The following is a 17,157-nucleotide window of genomic DNA, read 5'->3' on the forward strand; positions in this document are numbered from 1 at the left end:
GTGTGGCTCCAGAGTGTGAGAGTGATGTTTATGATAATTGTCGATATCGGCTAATCAGACAGCCAGAATTTTACCGTTACGGACGAACGGCAGCTTAACTACCGAAGCGGCCAGTTTCTTGTCGCGGATTTCCACGTGCACGGTGTCGCCTACGGCCACGTTCATCGGCACGCGGGCCAGTGCAATCGCTTGCTGCATGGTCGGGCTGAAGGTGCCGGAAGTGATTTCGCCGGTAGCGTCGGTGCCGGCCACGATGACTTTCTGGTGGGCGCGCAGGACGCCGCCTTTTTCGCGCAGGATCAGGCCGACGAACTGGGCGTTCTGGCCCATGCTCTGCAGGGCAGCCTTGCCGATGAAGTCACGCTCGGAAACCAGATCGATGGTCCAAGCCAGACCGGCGTCCAGCGGGTTGACGGTTTCGTCCATGTCCTGACCGTACAGGTTCATGCCGGCTTCCAGACGCAGGGTGTCACGTGCACCCAGACCGGCAGGTTTGACGCCAGCGGCAGTCAGCGCATTCCACAGCGCTTCGGCCTGTTCGGCAGCGACGCCGATTTCAAAGCCGTCTTCACCCGTGTAGCCGGTGCGGGCAATCATCGCCTCGCCGAATACGGCGCTCTGGGCAAAGGCCACGTTGAATGGTTTCATTTCAGCGCTGACAGCCTGCGATTCAGGAATCACCTGCCATACCTTGGCGCGCGCGTTCGGGCCCTGCACGGCGATCAGTGCCATCGCGTTGGCGCCGTCACGGCGCTGGGTGATGGTCAGGCCGCTATTGGTAGCGGTGTTCTGCTGCTGCATCCATGCCACGTCTTTTTCTGCCGTGCCGGCGTTGACCACCAGACGGAACCAGCTTTCGTTGATGAAGTAGACGATCAGGTCGTCGATCACGAAGCCTTGCGGGTTCAGCATGCACGAGTACAGGGCTTTGCCCGATACCTGCAGCTTGTCGACGTTGTTGGCCAGCAGGCCGCGCAGGAAGGCGCGCACATTGTCGCCCTTGATATCGACTACGCACATGTGGGCCACGTCGAACATGCCGACATCGCTACGCACAGCATGGTGTTCTTCGATTTGCGAGCCGTAGTTGACAGGCATATCCCAGCCGCCGAAATCGACCATACGGGCGCCGGCTGCGCGGTGGGCATTATTGAGGGGGGTGGCTTTGAGCGTCATGGTACTCGGTCCAAATCGTGAGGGGTTAACAGAACACACAAGAAGCGCCCGCTAGTGCGGCACTTCGCAATGATCGCAGCCCCTCTGTCCTTGGTACCTGAGAGATTACGGGACGGGGATACCGTGCTCCGTGCGCCCCTTCGGTGGACTGCCGGCGTGTGCCGCAGTCGCTCTCCAGAGTTGGCCCAGTTGGCATCCCGCTGGTGCGGTCGCGCTGGTCCCTTGATTGGTCCTTTTGCCTGAGAGTTTTTGGGTAGTGCCCCTTCGGCGGCAACGCTGGTTTGCCCTCTCCCGATCAAGACTCGGGAATATATGTCAGAAACAGGGTTAATGTCAATCTGGAACGCATGGACAGGCCCGCTTGCAGGGCATGTGCGGCGCTTGAGGGCGCGCACGAAAGGCGCACGGCTGGCGCCCGTAAAACCTGAGCTTTGCTAGAATAAATTGCACCATTTCATGGGAGGTAACATGGGACAGGAAGCCGGAAAATATGCGGGGCACGGGTGGTACACCCTGTCGGGCGATGTGAATAGCGATATGGTGCGGCGTGTGTTCGACGCCGTGGCCGATATGACGGAAGACCACATCAGCACCGCGCATCTGCTGATCCAGTCGAACGGCGGCTATGTGAGCGACGGTATCTGCCTATACAACTACCTGAGCAAGCTGCCCATCAAGTTCATCACCTATAACGCGGGCGCCGTGGCGTCGATCGCCGTCACGCTGTTTCTGGCCGGCGCCGAGCGCTATGCCAGCAGCACTGCGCGCTTCATGGTGCACAAATCCCATGCCAGCGCGCCGCAGGGGGCCCGGCCCGATGCGCTGCGCATCATCGTGGAAGGCCTGCAGGCCGATGATGCGCGCACCGAGGCCATACTGCGCCAGCATGTGCAGCTGGAAGAGCAGCACTGGCGCATCCATGCCTATTCCGATCTGCACCTGACGGCCGCCGAGGCGCTGGGTGTGGGGCTGGTACACGGCGTGACGGATTTCATCCCACCGGCAGGGCAGTTGGTCTGCAACATCTGAAAATTTTCCGTGCAGAAATGCCTTGATGCTATTGCCATGTGGAAATAATGTGCCAGAATGATGGTAGGACAGATTAAGGCAGAAATAACCGGCCATGGTTGCAATTTCCATATCATCGAACGCTAGACAGCGAGCCGTTTCAGCACGCCATGCCGTGCTGGAGGAGCTGATTGCACTGGCGCGACAGCAGGCCGAAGGGCAGTTGCTGGGGCTGGTGCAGCGGCTGACCCAGTGCCTGCTCGATGGCAGCGCGGTACAGCCCGAAGCGGTGCAGGCGCGTCTGCGCGCCGGCAATCAACTGCGCCAGCGACAATATGCTTTCCTGCCTATGGCCAGTGGCGCGTTGGAGCAAGCCTTGCGGCGCGAGATGGCGGCACTGGCACCAGCGCCGGCTCCGGCTTCAACTGCCCGTCAGGCGGTCGAACTGTCTTTGTCGCTGGTGCCTTTTGAGGAGATGGATCAGCAACTGGCCATGGCCGGTCTGGCCAAACCTTTCGAAGTGCGCCATGCGGCGGCTCTGCAAAGCCTGAACGGTGGCTTGGCCCGGCTGTTCCAGCGCGATACGCTGAGACTGGCTCAGTTGCCTTTCCGTCCAGAAGTCTTTCTGGCCGCCATATGGCAGGCGTGGCAGGAATTCGGGCAGGAAGATGCGGCTGCGCTGGGCTTGGGCGAACTATGCCAGCCAGAGGTTTTTCTCGATCTTGCGCCCGTGCTCGAGGCGCTGCATGTCTGCCTGCAGCGTCATCTGGCCCAGCGGCCGGACACCTCGGCCGCTCCTGTAGCGCCGGTCGATGTCAGTGTTGCGACCCTGCCACCTGAAGCTTTTCAGGGCGCGGCAGATGCCGTGCTGGCGCCATCGGCACGCCGGCCTGAGCACTTTGCTGGGCGCGCCACGCATGCTGTCCAAACTGGCCATGACGCCCGTAGCACCCAGGCTGCCCATGGCAAGCACGCTAGCCATGCCGACCGTTCCGAGCTGGCGCACAAACTGCGCCAGTTCTTCGCGGCCGGTCCGGCCCGCAGCACGGCAGGAGACGTAGCCGGAGCCGGAGGCGGCGCGGCAACAGCGGCCGCGCCGTCAGCCCTGCTGGCCTATCTGGCGCAGTGGCCGCGCATGCCCGTGTCGCCGGCCGAGGCTGCTGGTGCCGCTGGCGTTGCTGCGGATTCAGCCGCTGGCGCCATGGCGGGAGGCAAGGTGGGCGCAGCTATGAGCACTGCTGGCGTAGCGGCAGCCAGCACGGGTGGTGCGCAGATTTTCTATCTGCCCCAGCTGAAGGCCGGTCTGCCACGGGGCAGTCTGAGCCGTGCCGATGAAGGCACGATCGATCTGCTGTCCGCCGTGTTCGAAACCGTGTTCCGCGATCACAACATCGCGCAGGAAATCCGCGATCTGATGCTGCTGCTGCAAATCCCCGTGCTCAAGGCGGCACTGATGGATCAGCAATTCTTCTTCCAGGACCAGCACCCGGCGCGCAAGCTGATCGATCTGCTGTCGCGACTGGGCTGGGAACAGCGCATGGTGCCCGATGCGGGGCGCCTGCAAGCCATGCAGCGCAGCGTGGAGCGGGTAGGGCGCGATAGTTCAGAAGAAGCGGCCGCGTTTGCCACTGCCGTGGATGAGCTGGAAGCCACATTGGCCGCACACGAGCAGCAGGAGGCGGAGCGCATGGCTGCGCCCATCGCCGCCGCCCTCAAGCAGGAAAAAGCGCTGGTGGCGCGCCGGCAGGCCGAGGCGGCGCTGGCGGCGCGGCTGGATGGCGCGGACGTGATGGCGCTGGTGCATGATTTCCTGTCGCAGCGCTGGATTGAGGTGCTGGCGTTTGCCTACCGCATCGAAGATGAAAAGTCCGGCGCGATCGATCACGCCACCTGTGCCATGGACGAGCTGCTGTGGAGCGTGCAGCCCAAACTCAATGTGCACGAGCGCAAGCGCTTGTTGCTGAAATTGCCAGCCCTGCTGGGCGCTTTGAATAAATGGCTGGATCTGGTGCAATGGCAGGGCGAGGAACGGGTGCAGTTCTTTGCCGAGCTGGCCGAGTGTCATGCTGCCATCGTGCGTGCGCCATTGGAACTCAATCCCGAACGCCAGCTCGAACTGGCGATTGCTGCCGGCAAGGGCGACGCGCTGCAGCGCGCCGCTGTCCTGCCGCCCGACGTCATGCTCGCAGGGGCGCAAGCCATGCGTCTCAGTGACGATGTGGCAAGTCTGCAACGGGGCATGTGGCTGGAGTTCGATCAGCCCGGTGCGGCCAGCCAGCAAGTCAAGCTGGCCTGGGTCAGCCCTCTGCGCAGCCTGTACATTTTTGCCACAGCCAGCCGCCAGGAAGCGTATTCCCTGAGCGCAGACGAACTGGCCCAGCGCTTTGATACGGGCAGCGTCCGCATCGTCTGCGACACGGATGTCGTCAGTGGCGCACTCCACCAGGCACTGGCCCGCGCTGCCTGAATTTCGCCGCATTTCATGTTGTCTTAATGAAAATATGTCACGCTAGCAGTATCGACGCTAACTATTGATACACAGCAATTTCTACGTGTTTTACTATTGCTTGTGTTTTAATGATGGCCTTGGCCTGCTTGGGTGTCGCGGGCGCCTGCGGGTGCCCGTTCAACGGTGATAGATAAGACAGCGATAGGGCGAGCGGAATGATGATGTGGTGGCATGGCCTCAGTATGGTGGGCAGTCTGGCAGTAACGGGGCCGATAGGTGTGGCGATTGCCATCTGGCTGGTAGCGGGCCGCTCCTGGCATCTGACGGCGGCATGGTGCGCGCTGTTTGGTGCCGGCATGGCGCTGGTGGTCGCCACCAAAGTGGCCTTTATGGGCTGGGGCGTGGGCGTGGAAGCGGTGGAGTTTGCCGGCTTCAGTGGCCACGCCATGCGGGCGGCGGCTGTGTTCCCGGTCGCGTTCTTTCTGCTGGTGCGCACCCGCGCGCTGCCATGGCGCGTGGCTGCGACGGCAGCCGGCGTGGCGCTGGCCGTGCTGATCGCAGTTTCCCGGGTGTATGTCGAAGCGCACTCCGTGTCGGAGTCGGTGACTGGCTGCATACTGGGGCTGCTGGTGGCCGTCAGCTTCATCTGGTATGCCAGCGTGCAGCAGCATATGGCGATGAGCCGCTGGCTGTTGCTGATGTGCCTACCTATCGTGCTGATTGCGCCGCGCGTGGAGCCGGTGCCGGCGGAGCAATGGATTGCACAACTGGCAATGCATTTGTCGGGCCGCGACCAGACCTATACCCGTTCCATCTGGCACAAGCCGAAAAGCTTGCGGCACTCCTCTTCAGCGGGGTTTTCCCAGTGAAAATGGCCTGATTCAGAGTGCAAAATGGTATTATTGTGAAGTTTTCCAGCCTAAACACCAGATAACAACGTGCGTCTTTCTTCCATCAAATTGTCGGGATTTAAGTCTTTCGTTGATCCCACCAATTTTCAGGTGCCGGGTCAACTGGTAGGCGTAGTCGGTCCTAATGGCTGCGGCAAATCGAATATTATCGATGCCGTACGCTGGGTGCTGGGCGAATCCAAGGCGTCGGAACTGCGTGGCGAGTCCATGCAGGACGTGATTTTCAATGGCTCGACTCACCGCAAGCCGGCCGGGCGCGCTTCCGTCGAACTGGTGTTCGATAACAATGCGGGCAAGGCGGCCGGCCAGTGGGGCCAGTACGCAGAAATCGCCGTCAAGCGCACGCTGACGCGCGACGGCACTTCGACCTACTACATCAACGGCCAGCCCGTGCGGAGGCGTGATATTCAGGATATCTTCCTCGGTACGGGGCTGGGGCCACGCGCTTACGCGATTATCGGTCAGGGCATGATCAGCCGCATCATCGAATCGCGGCCGGAAGAGCTGCGCGTGTTTCTGGAAGAAGCGGCCGGGGTGTCCAAGTACAAGGAACGCCGGCGCGAGACGGAAAATCGCCTGCACGACACGCGCGAAAACCTGCTGCGCGTGGAAGACATCCTGCGCGAACTGAATACCAATCTGGAAAAGCTGGAAGGGCAGGCGGCCGTGGCCACCAAGTTCCACCAGTTGCAGGCCGATCAGGAGGAAAAGCAGAAGCTGCTGTGGTTGCTGCGCAAGATCGAGGCGGAGAACGAGCAAAAGAAGTATTTCCGCGAAGTGGAACTGGCGCAGAACGAGCTCGAAGAACAGACGGCCAGGCTGCGTAATGTGGAACTGTCGCTGGAACAGACGCGGCAGGCGCACTTTGCTGCGGGTGATCATCTGCATACGGCGCAAGGCCATCTGTACCAGACCAATGCGGAAATCGGCAGTCTGGAAGCACAGATCAAATTCGTCGTCGAATCGCGTACCCGTCTGCAGGCCCAGTTGGCTGCACTGACGGCCCAGCGCGACCAGTGGCAGCAGCAGGCCAGCGAATATGCGGGCCAGATCGAAGAAGGCGAATTCACGCTGGAAGAACTGTCGGCCAAGGTGGAACAGGCGCAGATGATGGCCGAGCAAAAGGCCGAGTCGTTGCCCATGCTGGAACAGACGTGGCGCGAAGCGCAGACGCAGAGCGTGGAATCGCGCGCCCGCATCATGCAGGCGCAGCAGCAACTGGAACTGGAATCGGCCCATCAGCGCAACGCCAACAACATCCTGAACGGGCTGGCGATGCGGCGCGAACGGCTGCAGCAGGAAAAAAATGGTTTGAGCCTGCCCGATAGTGCGCATCTGGAAAACCTGCGTCTGCAGCTAGAAGAAAAGCAGCAGGCGCTGGAAGAGCAGAATATGCTGCTGGAAGAGGCGCTGGAACAGCAGCCGCAGCTCGAAGCGGAACGCCAGTTGGCGCAGCAGCAGGTGCAGACCGAGACGGCCACCAACGCCCAGTTGGAAGCGCGCCTGAATGCGCTGCGCCAGATGCAGGAGCGCGTGCAGTCGCAAGGCAAGGTCACGCCATGGCTGCAGAAGCACGAACTCGATACGCTGCCGCGCCTGTGGCAGAAACTGCATATCGAAGAAGGCTGGGAAAATGCGCTGGAAGCCGTGCTGCGCGAACGCATGCAGGCTTTGCAGATGTCGAACATCGAATGGGCACAGGCCTTCTTCAACGATGCGCCACCAGCCAAGCTGGCATTGTTCGCACCATCGAACGCGCAGCCGTCACAGATGGCGGAAGTGGCGGGGCTGACGCCGTTCATCAGCCTGCTCAAACTGAATGACCCATCGCTGCGCGCCTTGCTGCAGGATTGGCTGCACAACGTGTATCTGGCGGAAGATGCGGCCAGTGCGTTTGCCCGCCGCGCGCAACTGCCTGCTGGCGGCTGCTTCGTCACGCGTCAGGGCCATGCGATTACGCCGGGCAGCGTGCGCTTTTACGCAGCCGATTCGGAGCAGGATGGCATGCTGGGACGCCAGCAAGAAATCGAAAACATCACCAAGCAGTTGCGCGCCCAGCAGATGCTGGCCGACGAAGCGCGTGCGCGTGCCGTGCGTGCCGATGCTGCCGTCAGCAATCTGACGCGCCAGCTAGCCGAGTACCGCGCCAAGCTGCAAAGCCTGCAGGCCAGCGTGCACACGCTGCAGCTGGAAGTGGTCAAGGCGGCCGAGGTGGAAGCGCGCTTCAAGCAGCGCAGCGGCCAGCTGGAAGCCGATCTGGCCGAAATCGCTGCACAGGAAGAGGAACAGACCCAGATCAAGCTGGAATCGGAAGAGAAATTCGAGCAGCTCGATATGGAACTGGGCAATCTGCAGGGCGAGCACGAAGACCAGCAGACCGTGTTCATGGAAAAGGAACAGCGGCTGGCCGACGCGCGCGAAGCGCTGCGCGATCTGGAACGGGCCGCGCAGGAAGCCCGGTTTGCCGAGAAGTCGCAGCGTAGCAAGATCGAGGAATACCGCCGTGCGATTGCTACCGCCAGCGCGCAGGTGGCGCAGGTCACGCACAGTCTGGAAGCGGGCCAGCAGGAACTGGCCAGTCTCGAGTCGGGCCAGAGTCATGATGGGCTGCAGGACTTGCTGGATCGCCGTACGGCGCAGGAAAAAGCCTTGTCGGACGCACGTCATGAACTGGACCAGATCGCCCAGCAACTGCGCATGTTCGAAGAAGGCCGCATGTCGACCGAACGCGCACTGCAACCGCAGCGCGACAAGATCATGGAAATGCAGCTCAAGGAACAGGCTGCGCGCCTGAATCTGGAGCAGTACGCGGCACAACTGGTGGAAGCGCAGGCCGACGAGGCGGCGCTGGCGGAGAAGCTGCATCCCGATATGAAGGCTTCGTATCTGCAGGGTGAAGTCACGCGCCTGACCAATGCCATCGCCATGCTGGGCGCCGTTAATCTGGCCGCGCTGGAAGAACTGGCTACGGCATCGGAGCGCAAGAACTTCCTCGATATGCAGAATGCCGACCTGACGGAAGCCATCAATACGCTGGAAGATGCGATCACCCGCATCGACAAGGAAACCCGTGATCTGCTGCAGGATACGTTTGACCGCGTCAACGGCCACTTCTCGGAGCTGTTCCCTATCCTGTTCGGCGGTGGACAGGCCAAGTTGATCATGACGGGCGACGAGATACTCGACTCCGGCGTGCAGGTGATGGCACAGCCGCCGGGCAAGAAGAACGCCACCATCCATCTGCTGTCGGGCGGCGAAAAAGCCCTGACGGCGACGGCGCTGGTGTTCTCGATGTTCCGCCTGAATCCGGCGCCGTTCTGCCTGCTCGACGAAGTCGATGCACCGCTGGACGACGCCAATACTGAACGTTTTTGCAGGATGGTCAAACGCATGTCTGACCAGACCCAATTCCTCTTCATCTCGCACAACAAGATTGCGATGGAGATGGCCAATCAACTGATCGGTGTGACGATGCAAGAGCAGGGCGTATCGCGCATTGTGGCGGTGGATATGGAATCCGCTGCCAATTTTGCTACTGAGGCACAAGCAGCATGACAGACCTACAACTGAGCTTAATCGGCATAGCCGGCGTATTCGTCGCCGGTGTTTACAGCTACAACAAAATTCAGGAATACCGCGCCCGCAAGAGCGTGGACCGGGCCTTTGCCAACGACCACGACGATGTGCTGATGCGCGTCGGCGAGGTGCCAGCCACGCGCCACGAGCCTAGCTTCTCTACCGACGAGGATGCACCGGGACTGGCTGGCGGCGAAGCTTCCGCTGCCGCCGCCGCGCTGGAAGCCGTGGCCGCAGGGCTGGATGGCGAAGCAGCCGAGCGGGCCGCGAACGAGGCGGCCGAAGCGGCGCGCAATGCCCGTGCCGAAGCAGCGCTGGCGCTGGTCGACCCGCAGATCGATTGCCTGCTGCCGCTGGCATTGGAAAGCGCTGCCCGTGGCGACAAGCTGCTGCCCGTGCTGCAGACCCTGCGCATGGCTGGCAACAAGCCCGTGCACTTCATCGGCTACAGCGTTGCTGGCGAGTGGGAACCGATTGTGCACGGTGGCGTGTACACCAAGCTGCAGGGCGGCGTACAGCTAGCCAGCCGCACTACCGCGCTGAACGAACTGGAATACTCGGAACTGGTCACGCGCCTGCGTGCCATGGCCGACGAAATCGGCGCCGAGCCGGAAGTGCCGGACATGATAGAAGTGATGGCGGAGGCACGCAATCTGCACCGCTTCGTGGCCAGCCACGACGCCCAGCTGGGTGTGAACCTGCAATCGAACGGGGCACCATGGGCGATTGCGACCCTGATCGGCGCGCTGGAAAAGCAGGGCTTTGACGTACGTCCCGATGGCCGTTACGTGATGCCGGACGGCGAGGGCGGTAGCCTGTTCAGCCTGTCCACCAATGTCACGCTGGCCGAAGAAACCACTGCGCGCCTGACGCTGCTGCTGGACGTGCCATGCGTGGCCCCGGCGCGCGACGGTTTCGGTGCCATGGTGGCTTGCGCCCGCTCGCTGATGACGCGTCTGGACGCGACCATCGTCGACGATTACAACCAGCCGCTGTCCGATGCCTCGCTGGAAGAAATCGCCGGTCAGGTACAGGACTTCTACACCGAAATGAACGACGCCGAGATTCCGGCCGGTTCGGCACGGGCGCTGCGTCTGTTTAGCTAGGAAGTAGCATGACCGAAGTAGATTTTCAGGCGCGCATAGCCGCTCTGAGCGCAGAGCTGAACCGCCATCTGCACGCCTATCACGTCGAGGATGCACCGACCATCCCCGACGCCGAGTATGACCGCCTGTTCATCGAACTGCAGCAACTGGAAGCGGCCCATCCGCAATGGGCCTTGCCCGATTCGCCCACGCAGCGCGTAGGCGCAGCGCCGCTGCCCCAGTTCGATCAGGTCACCCACAGCGTACCCATGCTGTCGCTGAATAATGGCTTCACCGACGACGATATCGAGAACTTCGATCGCCGCGTGCGCGAAGGGCTGGATGCCGCCGCTGCGGTGGAATATGCGGCCGAAGTCAAATACGACGGGCTGGCCATCAATCTGCGTTACGAACACGGCCTGCTGGTGCAGGCTGCGACGCGCGGCGATGGTTATACAGGTGAAGACGTCACGACCAATATCCGCACCATCCGCAGCATTCCGCTGCGTCTGAACACGGATACGCCGCCGGCTGTGCTGGATGTGCGCGGCGAAGTGCTGATGTTTAAAGCCGACTTCGAAGCGCTCAATGCGCGCCAGCGCGATGCAGGGCAGAAGGAATTCGTCAATCCGCGCAATGCGGCAGCGGGCAGCTTGCGCCAGCTCGATTCGCGCATCACGGCGCAGCGCAAGCTGAGCTTCTTCGCCTACGGCGTGGGGGCACTGGAAGGTGCACCGATGCCGCTGTCGCACTCGGCGCTGCTGGACTGGTACCGCACGCTGGGCCTGCCCGTGGCAAAAGAGGGCGCGGTAGTGCGCGGTTATGAAGGCTTGATGGCCTACTACGCCCGTATCGGTGCGGCGCGTCCGACCATGCCGTATGAAATCGACGGCGTGGTGTACAAGGCCAATCTGCTGCAGGACCAGCGTACGCTGGGCTTTGTGTCGCGCGCGCCGCGTTTTGCGCTGGCCCATAAATTCCCCGCCGAAGAAGCGCTGACCACGGTGCTGGCGATCGAAGTGCAGGTGGGCCGTACGGGTGCGATCACGCCGGTAGCGCGGCTGGCTTCGGTGTTTGTCGGCGGCGTCAATGTGACCAACGCGACGCTGCATAACGAAGACGAAGTACGGCGCAAGGATGTGCGCGTGGGTGATACGGTGATTGTGCGCCGCGCCGGCGACGTGATACCGGAAGTGCTGTCCGTGGTGCTCGAGCGCCGCCCGCAGCCGGAACCGGCCATGTATGTGCTGCCGCGTACCTGCCCCGTGTGCGGCTCGCATGTGGTGCGCGAAGAAGGCGAAGCGATAGCGCGCTGCTCGGGTGGTCTGTTCTGCTCGGCCCAGCGCAAGGAAGCCATCCGCCACTTCGCGGGTCGCCGCATGATGGATATCGAAGGTCTGGGCGACCGCTATATCGACAATCTGGTCGAGCATGGCAAGGTACAGCGCGTGGCCGACCTGTATGCACTGACGCTGGACGATCTGCTGGAAATGAAGCGCCTGGCCGACGAGCGTGACGGCACCACGCCGGAAACCGTGGTGCAGGGTAAGGTAGCCACCAAGTGGGCGGAAAACCTGCTGGAAGCGATAGCCGCCAGCCGCAACCCGCCGCTGGAACGCCTGCTGTTCGCGCTGGGCATACGCCATGTGGGCGAATCGACCGGCAAGACGCTGGCCGAATGGCTGGGCCGCTTTGATCTGATCCGCCGCGTACCGAGCGCGCTGCTGCGCGTACTGCCTGATATTGGCGGCGTGGTAGCCGATTCCATCGCCGAGTTCTTTGCCGAGCCTAAGAATCAGGAAGCCATCGATGCGCTGCTGGCGGCTGGTGTGGCGCCGCAAGGCGAGCATGCGCCTAGCGCCAAGCTGCGCGAGAAGCTCGATCCCGTCAAGCTGATGGCGGCGCTGGGCATCCCCAAGCTGACCGAAGCGCGCTGCAAGCAGCTGGTAGAGCAGGATGTGACCTTGCAGGTGCTGGCTCATCTGCCAGTGTTCAATGTGTTCGGCCTGCCGGCCGGCGTGGCCGAGTCGCTGGAACACTGGATGCGGCAGGAAGGCCACCGTGAACAGCTGATTGCGCTAGATCATTTACGCAACGACCTGCTGGCCCAGTTGCCCGAAGCTGTTGCAGAAGGGCCGCTGACGGGCAAGACCTTTGTGCTGACGGGGACGCTGCCCAGCTTGAGCCGCGATCAGGCTGGCGCTATGATCGAAGCACAGGGCGGCAAAGTTTCGGGTTCCGTTTCCAAGAAAACCCATTATCTGGTGGCAGGCGCCGACGCCGGCAGCAAGCTGGCCAAGGCACAGGATCTGGAAGTAACCATTATTGACGAAGCAGGGCTGCTGGCACTGCTCTCCGCACAGGGATAACACACTACGATGTCGAAGATTACCAAAGCAGTTTTTCCAGTGGCCGGTCTCGGTAGCCGCTTCCTGCCCGCCACCAAGGCGCAGCCGAAAGAGATGCTGCCCATCGTGGACAAGCCGCTGATCCAGTACGCAGTGGAAGAAGCGGTAGCAGCCGGTATTACGGAAATGGTGTTCATCACGGGCCGTAACAAGCGCGCCATCGAAGACCACTTCGACAAGGCTTACGAGCTGGAAGCGGAACTGGAAGCCGCCAATAAACAGGCACTGCTGGAACTGGTGCGCAATGTGATCCCCAAGCACGTCAACTGCATCTACATCCGTCAGTCCGAGCCGCTGGGCCTGGGGCATGCCGTGCTGTGTGCCCGTCCCATCATTGGCGACGAGCCGTTTGCCGTGCTGCTGGCCGATGACTTCATGGATACGGCGGAAGGCGTGGCGCCCGTGCTGGCGCAGATGACGGCGCTGCATGCCTACGAGCGCTGCAGCATACTGGCCGTGCAGGAAGTCCCGCGCGCAGCCACGCGCCAGTATGGCATCGTCAGCGCATCGGCCTACCAGCCCAAGCTGGAACTGGTGCATGGCATCGTCGAGAAACCGAAACCGGAAGATGCACCGTCCACGCTGGCCGTGGTGGGGCGCTATGTGCTGTCCGGCCGCATCTTCAACTATCTGGAAAACCTGGGCACCGGCACGGGCGGCGAAATCCAGCTGACCGACGGCATTGCCGCGCTGATGAAGGATGAACGGGTGCTGGCTTACCGCTATGACGGCACGCGCTACGACTGCGGGTCCAAGCTGGGCTACCTGAAAGCCATGACGGCCATGGGACTGAAACACCCGGAAACGGGCAGCGAGTACTGCAAGTTCCTGCGCGATATGCACGGCCTGATCGAAGACGGAGCTTCCAAGTGACAGTGCGCGAGATACTGAAGATGGGCGACCCGCGCTTGCTGCGGGTGGCCGAGCCGGTGACGGAGTTCGACACGCCGGCGATGCGCACGCTGATCTCCGACATGTTCGACACCATGCATGCGGCCAACGGCGCCGGGCTGGCCGCGCCGCAGATAGGCGTCAATCTGCAACTGGTGATCTTCGGTTTCAAACAGAATCTGCGCTATCCGGACGCGCCGCAAGTGCCGGAAACAGTATTGATCAATCCGGTGCTGACGCCGCTGTCGGACGAGCAGGAAGAGGGCTTTGAGGGCTGTCTGTCCGTGCCGGGCCTGCGCGGCAGTGTGCCGCGCTACACCCGCCTGCGCTATCAGGGCGTGGACCAGTACAATCAGCCCATCCTGCGCGAAGTGGACGGCTTCCACGCGCGTGTGGTGCAGCATGAAGTCGACCATCTGCTGGGTATCCTGTACCCTATGCGTATCCGTGATTTTTCCCGCTTCGGCTATACCGAAGTGATGTTCCCCGACCTCGACCCCAACGACGACGATTAAGGAAAAGCCGCATGAACCAGCAAGGCCCAGTGCGCATCCCCGTGCAGAAAGCTGCCCGCCCCAAGGTGGGTAGCGAGCGCGGGGTATTCCAGATGGGGACCTCGAAGATCAAGCGGGTCGGCGTTGCGCGCTGGTACTGGGGCGACGTCTACCACTGGATGCTCACGCTGAGCTGGCCCAACTTCTTCACCCTGATCGGGGTCAGCTACCTGCTCACCAATCTGTTCTTTGCCGCGGCCTTCTTTGCCGTGCCCGGGTCTATCGCCAACGCCCGGCCCGGCTACTTCCCCGATGCGCTGTTCTTCTCCATCGAGACACTGGCCACGGTGGGCTATGGCTATATGAACCCCGGTTCCACCTATGGCCATCTGGTGGCATCGACGGAAATCCTGTTCGGCATGGTGCAGATCGCCGTGGTCACAGGCCTGCTGTTTGCGCGCTTTTCGCGCCCCACTTCACGCATCCTGTTTTCCGATGTGGCCGTGATTACGCCTTTCAATGGCGTGCCGACGCTGATGCTGCGTGCCGGTAACGAGCGCGGCAACCTGATACTGGAAGCTTCCGTGCGCGCCTCGCTGATCCGGCGCGAAATGACGCAGGAAGGCCAGTTGTTCACGCGCTTTTACGACCTCGAGCTGGAACGGGAAACTACCGGGGTATTTGCGCTGACCTGGACCATTTTGCACCGCATCGACGAATCCAGCCCGTTGTGGGGCAAAACGCAGGACGATCTGCTGCGCGAAGCGGCCACGCTGTCGGTGCTGCTGACGGGTACGGACGATACGCTGAATGATTTCGTGCACGCACGCCAGACCTATTCGGCCGACCACATTTTCTACAACCACCACTTTGCCGACATCATGTCCGACAAGCTGGAAGGGAATGTGCGCATCCTCGATTACAGCAAGTTCCACGACATCTATCCGGACGGCTCCGATGGTGGCAATATGCCGGGTGCCGCATTGGCCCACCCAGGCTAAAGCTGGCCCGCCCCACCGAGCAGGTCGCCCGCATCGAGCAGGGCGTAGACGATTTCCGGATGGCTGGACAGACAGCGCCGCACGGCGGCCGGTACGGCTTCGCGCGTGCGGCGGCACAGGCCCGGCTGGGGCGCCAGCCGGATCTGCAGGCCCATCACCGTACGCACGCCGTTCACGCTCGGTGTAATCGTCAGTTGCACGCCCAGTAGTTCATGCAGCCGCTGCTCGATGCGGCGCAGATCGGCATAGCTGCCCATGGCTTCGATGCGGGCGATCAGGTGCTTTTCCTCTTCGCGCGTGAGCTGCATGATGCGGATATCAGTGCTGTCCGGCCGCTCGCACCATTGCGCGAGCAGCTCGTCGCGCTGGCAGTCGCAGGCGCCGGGCGGGCATTCCTTACGGAGCGGGAAGGGTGGCGCAGCAGGCATGGAAACCGTTTAGTGCGTTTTAAAGAAGTTACGCGCTATGGTATCAATTTCCCCGTTCCGCTTCATCTGGTAGATGATGCTATCGAACTGTCTGACGAAATCCGTCTTGTAAGTGTAGCGGCCATTGTCGCGCTCCGTATAGCCGAGAAAACCCTGTTCGGTGGCGATCACCAGCGCTTCGGCCAGTTCGGCATGGGTGCGGCCTTCGTCGTAGCGGCCTTCGGCCTTGAGCTGCTTGAGTGTCCACTGGATGGCGATGCGGTCGTTGATGTAGCAATCGATGCGCTTCAAGCCCAGTTTGACGAGGTTGGTGGCGACATCTTTGCCTTCTTCCATTTTCAACCGGCCGTCGCGGATGGCGGCCTCGAAGCTTTCGCCACCGACGATGAAGCCGGCGTTATTGCCTATGGTGAGGCCGTAAAAGTCTTCCGGCCAGCGCTTGCGGGCTTTGGCGGCCAGCACATCCTTGCGGCAGATGGCCACGACTTTTTCTTCGAACAGCGGCAGCGAATATGGCCAGGTCCATGGTTCGTCGTGGGTGTTGTGATAGGGCGGGTAGAGCGCGAAACCATTGCCGGATTTCAGCAGGCTCATGCCGCGCTTCCATGGCACGGGCTGGATTTCGACCTTGTAGCCGCGCAAACGCTTGACGGCCGTGCTGACGATCTCGTAGTACAAGCCGGCCGGCTTGCCGTTTTTTTCGTAGGAATAGGGTGGGTAGCCGGCATCGGCATACAGCGTGACGGCGATGTCGGCTGCCTGGGCCAGCGCTGCGCAGCTGCTCAGTATCAAGGCCAGAATTGTGTGCGCCGCACTCGCCATTATCCGATTGCTTCATGCTAGGTGGTTTTTACCCATCCTAGCATGAAGCAATCGGTTGCAAAATGACAAAATGTAAAATTTTTCGTTTAAAAGGTTAAATCTGGCACGTGCGTGGCTGCCCGTAGACGGGGCAGCCTAGAACTGCTCGTCGGCACGCAGGTAGCGCCACTGGCCCACGGGCAGATCGCCCAGTTTAACTTTGCCTATGCGGACCCGCTTCAGGCCCACTACTTTCAGGCCTACCATGTCGCACATGCGGCGGATCTGGCGCTTCTTGCCTTCGCGCAGCGTAAAGCTGAGCTGGTCGTCATTCTGCCAGCGTACTTTGGCCGGCAACAGCGGTTTGCCGTCCATCCACAGGCCGTGGTTGAGTTTTTTCAGATCGCTGTCGGGCAGCTTACCGGGCTTGGTGTATTCCACCCGCACCAGATATTCCTTGTCGACGTCGGTGGTTTCGCCTATCAGATGTTTGGCGACACGGCCATCCTGGGTCAGCACCAGCAGGCCGACGGAATCGATGTCGAGCCGGCCGGCTGGCACCAGCGAGCGCAGCTGGGTAGGGTGGAACATTTCCGGTGACGGGTCATCGGCCCAGTGGTTTTCCGGCTTGATCAGCGCCACGGCCGGGGTGTAGCCATCTTCGGCCTGACCACTGACATAGCCCATGGGTTTGTTGATCAGGATGGTGACGCGTTTCGACTGTTCGGCCGCAGCCTGACGTTCGACCGTCACGCGCTGGCTGGGGTAGACCTTGCTACCGAGTTCGGAGACGACTTTGCCGTCCACGCGGACCCAGCCCCGCGCTATCCATTCGTCAGCTTCGCGGCGCGAGCACAGGCCCAGTTCGGACATGCGTTTGGACAGGCGGAGTAATTCTTCGGACATGATGCGTTTTCTTTATCTAATTT

13 protein-coding genes and 2 riboswitches are annotated in these 17,157 nt (G+C 61.6%); of the genes, 9 read left to right on the forward strand and 4 right to left on the reverse strand.

Annotated features, from left to right (window positions below; genetic code table 11):
* Positions 1-54: 54 nt before the first annotated feature.
* A complete protein-coding gene (gene gcvT / locus GM655_RS14130) occupies positions 55-1,176 on the reverse strand; it encodes a glycine cleavage system aminomethyltransferase GcvT (protein WP_155435280.1) in 1,122 nt (373 codons plus the stop codon).
* 74 nt (positions 1,177-1,250) lie between these two features.
* Positions 1,251-1,364: riboswitch (glycine riboswitch) on the reverse strand.
* A gap of 29 nt (positions 1,365-1,393) precedes the next feature.
* Positions 1,394-1,480, reverse strand: a riboswitch (glycine riboswitch).
* Between the two features lie 164 nt (positions 1,481-1,644).
* On the opposite strand from gcvT, the gene GM655_RS14135 reads away from it, so the two are divergent.
* From GM655_RS14135 to GM655_RS14175, 9 genes are all read left to right on the forward strand, one after another.
* Positions 1,645-2,205, forward strand: a complete 561-nt coding sequence (locus GM655_RS14135; RefSeq protein ID WP_155435281.1) for an ATP-dependent Clp protease proteolytic subunit — start codon at positions 1,645-1,647, stop codon at positions 2,203-2,205.
* Positions 2,206-2,359: 154 nt separating this feature from the next.
* Positions 2,360-4,651, forward strand: a complete 2,292-nt coding sequence (locus GM655_RS14140) for a DUF1631 family protein (RefSeq protein ID WP_371866812.1) — start codon at positions 2,360-2,362, stop codon at positions 4,649-4,651.
* Positions 4,652-4,848: 197 nt separating this feature from the next.
* The gene (locus GM655_RS14145; RefSeq protein ID WP_155435283.1) at positions 4,849-5,502 is read left to right on the forward strand and encodes a phosphatase PAP2 family protein; all 654 of its coding nucleotides are present in this window, start codon (positions 4,849-4,851) and stop codon (positions 5,500-5,502) included.
* 69 nt (positions 5,503-5,571) lie between these two features.
* Positions 5,572-9,099, forward strand: coding sequence for a chromosome segregation protein SMC (gene smc / locus GM655_RS14150; protein WP_371866813.1), 3,528 nt, complete (start codon positions 5,572-5,574; stop codon positions 9,097-9,099).
* On the forward strand, positions 9,096-10,226 hold the full coding sequence (locus GM655_RS14155) for a cell division protein ZipA C-terminal FtsZ-binding domain-containing protein (protein WP_155435284.1): 1,131 nt from the start codon (positions 9,096-9,098) through the stop codon (positions 10,224-10,226). The genes smc and GM655_RS14155 overlap by 4 nt, the downstream gene beginning before the upstream one ends.
* Before the next feature lie 8 nt (positions 10,227-10,234).
* Complete coding sequence (ligA, locus tag GM655_RS14160; RefSeq protein WP_155435285.1) at positions 10,235-12,574, forward strand: NAD-dependent DNA ligase LigA; 2,340 nt, start codon at positions 10,235-10,237, stop codon at positions 12,572-12,574.
* A gap of 9 nt (positions 12,575-12,583) precedes the next feature.
* Positions 12,584-13,486 carry a UTP--glucose-1-phosphate uridylyltransferase GalU gene (galU, locus tag GM655_RS14165; protein ID WP_155435286.1) on the forward strand — a complete coding sequence of 301 codons (903 nt, stop codon included), beginning with the start codon at positions 12,584-12,586 and terminating at the stop codon, positions 13,484-13,486.
* Positions 13,483-14,019, forward strand: coding sequence for a peptide deformylase (def, locus tag GM655_RS14170; RefSeq protein WP_371866815.1), 537 nt, complete (start codon positions 13,483-13,485; stop codon positions 14,017-14,019). Before galU ends, def begins: the two co-directional genes overlap by 4 nt.
* Positions 14,020-14,030: 11 nt before the next feature.
* On the forward strand, positions 14,031-14,999 hold the full coding sequence (locus tag GM655_RS14175; RefSeq protein WP_155435287.1) for an ion channel: 969 nt from the start codon (positions 14,031-14,033) through the stop codon (positions 14,997-14,999).
* Here GM655_RS14175 and GM655_RS14180 read toward each other — a convergent pair.
* The 3 genes from GM655_RS14180 to GM655_RS14190 all read right to left on the reverse strand — a co-directional run bounded on the left by GM655_RS14180 (position 14,996) and on the right by GM655_RS14190 (position 17,134).
* Complete coding sequence (locus GM655_RS14180) at positions 14,996-15,427, reverse strand: hypothetical protein (RefSeq protein WP_155435288.1); 432 nt, start codon at positions 15,425-15,427, stop codon at positions 14,996-14,998. The genes GM655_RS14175 and GM655_RS14180 overlap by 4 nt on opposite strands.
* Positions 15,428-15,436: 9 nt before the next feature.
* Positions 15,437-16,219, reverse strand: coding sequence for a substrate-binding periplasmic protein (locus tag GM655_RS14185; protein ID WP_155435289.1), 783 nt, complete (start codon positions 16,217-16,219; stop codon positions 15,437-15,439).
* A gap of 165 nt (positions 16,220-16,384) precedes the next feature.
* The gene (locus GM655_RS14190) at positions 16,385-17,134 is read right to left on the reverse strand and encodes a pseudouridine synthase (RefSeq protein WP_196308768.1); all 750 of its coding nucleotides are present in this window, start codon (positions 17,132-17,134) and stop codon (positions 16,385-16,387) included.
* Positions 17,135-17,157 lie beyond the last annotated feature (23 nt).

This window comes from Pseudoduganella danionis (genome assembly GCF_009720775.1).
GTDB lineage: Bacteria > Pseudomonadota > Gammaproteobacteria > Burkholderiales > Burkholderiaceae_D > Rugamonas > Rugamonas danionis.